The following is a 2,694-nucleotide window of genomic DNA, read 5'->3' as shown; positions in this document are numbered from 1 at the left end:
GTATCGCACCGCGCCACTGGAAGCCATTCAACGGTGCGCCGTGGAGAAACAGCGCCGCTGGACCTCTTCCCCGCTCGACGTAAGCGATGCGGCCGAAAGGCAGTGAAGCGTATCGGCGATTGGCCGCGAACCACGCGGCCTCGCTCATGCCCGGCTCGGGTGGCGTGACGGATGACGCACGAGCCAGCTTCGACACCGGCCCCGCCACCAGGGCGGCAGCGGTGACAGCCGCGGTACGCAGGAGGAAATCACGACGCTGCATCGGAGTGCCTTCAGAGGGACGATGGGGTCATGCTGTCGCGTGGCGGGGCCACGGCGCCCGCACAAAGGGACGACCGCGAGTACAAACGGATGATCGGCGTCAGGCACTTGCATTGGACCCCGCCTGGTAGAACGATCGGCCCATGACGCCGCGTCCCGCCTGCTATCCACCGCCGCCCGAGGCACTGCTCGCCGCCGGGCACGCCGATGGCGTGGCGCTTCTGGATGCCCTCACCTCGCCGGTACCCGAAGGCCGCTTCGACTCACCGGTCGATCATCGCCACGTGCTTTGTCTTCACATCGGCGAACCCGTCCCGGTCACCTACCGGGCGGGACGCGTGGAGCGATCGGGTGTCCGGCTGCACGGGCAGTTCTGCGTCGTGCCGGCGGGTTCGTCCACGCGCTGGACGCTCACCGCCCCTGCCCGATCGTTGCTGCTGCGTATGCCGGCGAGCCTGTTCCGGGAAGCCGCCGAAGCGCTGCACCAGGGTGACGCTGCCGACCTCGCGCCGGCCATCCATATTCGTGACCCGCAGGTCGAACGCATCGGATGGCTCATGAAGACGGAAGCCGACGAAGGCTATCCGGGCGGACGGCTATTTGCCGACAGCCTCGCCAGTGCACTGGCAGTGAGGTTGCTGTCGCTATCGTCCTCGCGACCGATGGTCGGTCAACCGACAGCCCGCCATGTACTCGCGCCGTGGCGTCTGCAACGCGTGATCGAGTACATCGAAGCGAACCTGGCGGACGACCTGAGCCTGGCAGCACTTGCGGGGATCGCCGGGTACAGCGTCTCGCATTTCAAGCCGCTCTTCCAACGGGCGGCGGGTGTATCGGTCCATCAGTTCGTCGTCTCACGGAGAGTCGAGCGAGCCCGCCTGCGACTCGGCGAGGGCGCGAGCCTTGCGGATACCGCGTGGGAGRCAGGCTTCACCGATGCCAGCCACCTCGCCCGATGGACACGTCGCCTGCTCGGCACGTCGCCTTCGACGCTGCGCGGAAGACTTCCCTTAGTGGTCCAGCCCGTGGTCTTTCAAGGTCAACGAGATATCGAAACGCCAGATGTTTCGTGAGCCGTTCTCGGGTGACGACAGGCGATGCTGAAGTGATCCGAGGTCGTCACGCACTTTCGGATACCGCGGCCCGTCGGAACGATTGCTGGAAAGGTACACCTCGCCGAAGACACGACCCGGCACCGGCGCGATGTCGAGCGACGTGCTGTTGATGTCTCCCGGCAAACGTTCCGGCTTGGCCCATTTGCCGTCCGCGCCGCGGAAGCTGATGTAGATATCGGTACTGCCTACCGAATCGCCCTCGTTGCCCGAGTAGACGATGTAACGCTCGTCGGGATCGATGCCGGGATCCATGCGGTTCTGGGCCACATCGCCGAGGTCGACACGCTCGGGCGCTGCGTAACCCGATTCCGTGCGGCGAGCGACGTAGATCTGGTACAGCTTGCCCGAGTCGGGCCGGTGCGCGGAGAAATAGATATTGCCGCTGGCGGCGACGGACGGGTTGTAGATCTGCGCACCGTCATTGATCTGGCCATCGATGTGCACCGGCGTGCCCCACTTGCCGTTCGACTGCTGCTCGACGTACCAGAGGTTGGTGCCGGGAAACTGCTTTCCGCCCAGCTCCGCGACAAGGGCTTCACCGCCCTCCTTCAGCGGACGGTTCGACACGAAGTAGAGGCGCTTGCCGTCAGGTGACAGGGCCGGCTCGGAATCGTGCCACTGTCCGGAGAACGGCGCGACCTCAGGCACCGACCATTGCTTTCCGTCACGATGCGACACCAGGATCGTATCGTCCTTTTCGGCGAAGTCCGAACGCATGAAGTACACCGTCTTCCCGTCCGGCGTCACCGCCGCCGACGTCTCCTGCAGCCCCGTCGAGATGATGCCCGGGGCCAGGAGTTCACCGGCCATCGCCGTGGCTCCGATGAGGCCGAGAAAAAGCGTGGTCGTCAGGATGTACGTGCTCGATCGCATGAGGGGTTCCTCGTCACCGGGTGTGTTTGACCCTAGGAACGATGAGCCTGTCGGAACGGCCGCGCATGCGAAATGTGATCGATGGTGTGTCGTGTGGGACGAGCGGCGAGCGGCACGTTACGAACGGTCAGCTCATACCCAGCGCGTGACGTGCACTGGCGCGGAAGCGCCGGCTGAGGTTGAGCCTCGTGCCATCGTGCAGGACCACTTCGGCACTACCCTGGAACAGCGGATGYACCTCGGCGATGCGGTCGACATTGACGACGATGCCACGATGGATGCGCAGAAAGCGCGCAGGATCGAGCGTCGCCAGCAGCCCCGTCAGCGGCTCGCGGTGCAGATGCGAGGTACCGGCGGCATGGATACGGACGTAGTTTCCATCGGCTCGAATCCAGTCGATGTCAGCGGTGGCGATCACCCGGATGTGCTCGCCGCTGGGCACACT

Annotated in this window: 4 protein-coding genes; 1 reads left to right on the top strand and 3 read right to left on the bottom strand. The window is 65.1% G+C overall.

The window, feature by feature from the left end:
* Positions 1-262: twin-arginine translocation signal domain-containing protein (locus AC1DT2_RS20215; protein WP_477298316.1), on the bottom strand; the 262-nt coding region annotated here is incomplete at its 3' end.
* 142 nt (positions 263-404) lie between these two features.
* Between AC1DT2_RS20215 and AC1DT2_RS20210 the strand changes: the two genes are divergently transcribed.
* Positions 405-1,334 (top strand): helix-turn-helix domain-containing protein, encoded by a 930-nt coding sequence (locus AC1DT2_RS20210; protein WP_477298314.1) that lies wholly within the window; start codon positions 405-407, stop codon positions 1,332-1,334.
* Here the strand turns inward: AC1DT2_RS20210 and AC1DT2_RS20205 are convergent.
* Together AC1DT2_RS20205 and AC1DT2_RS20200 are read right to left on the bottom strand one after the other, a co-directional pair.
* Entirely contained in the window at positions 1,272-2,249 is a 978-nt protein-coding gene (locus AC1DT2_RS20205) for a TolB-like translocation protein (protein ID WP_213947204.1), read from the bottom strand. The two genes, AC1DT2_RS20210 and AC1DT2_RS20205, sit on opposite strands and share 63 nt — an antisense overlap.
* A 127-nt stretch (positions 2,250-2,376) precedes the next feature.
* Positions 2,377-2,694, bottom strand: a 318-nt coding sequence (locus AC1DT2_RS20200) for a LytR/AlgR family response regulator transcription factor (protein WP_477298311.1), incomplete at its 5' end; no start/stop codon positions are given.

This window comes from Luteibacter sp. P4_E6 (genome assembly GCF_056401535.1).
The sequence above is the reverse complement of the archived record's forward strand: the minus strand, read 5'-3'. Positions and strand labels throughout refer to the sequence as shown.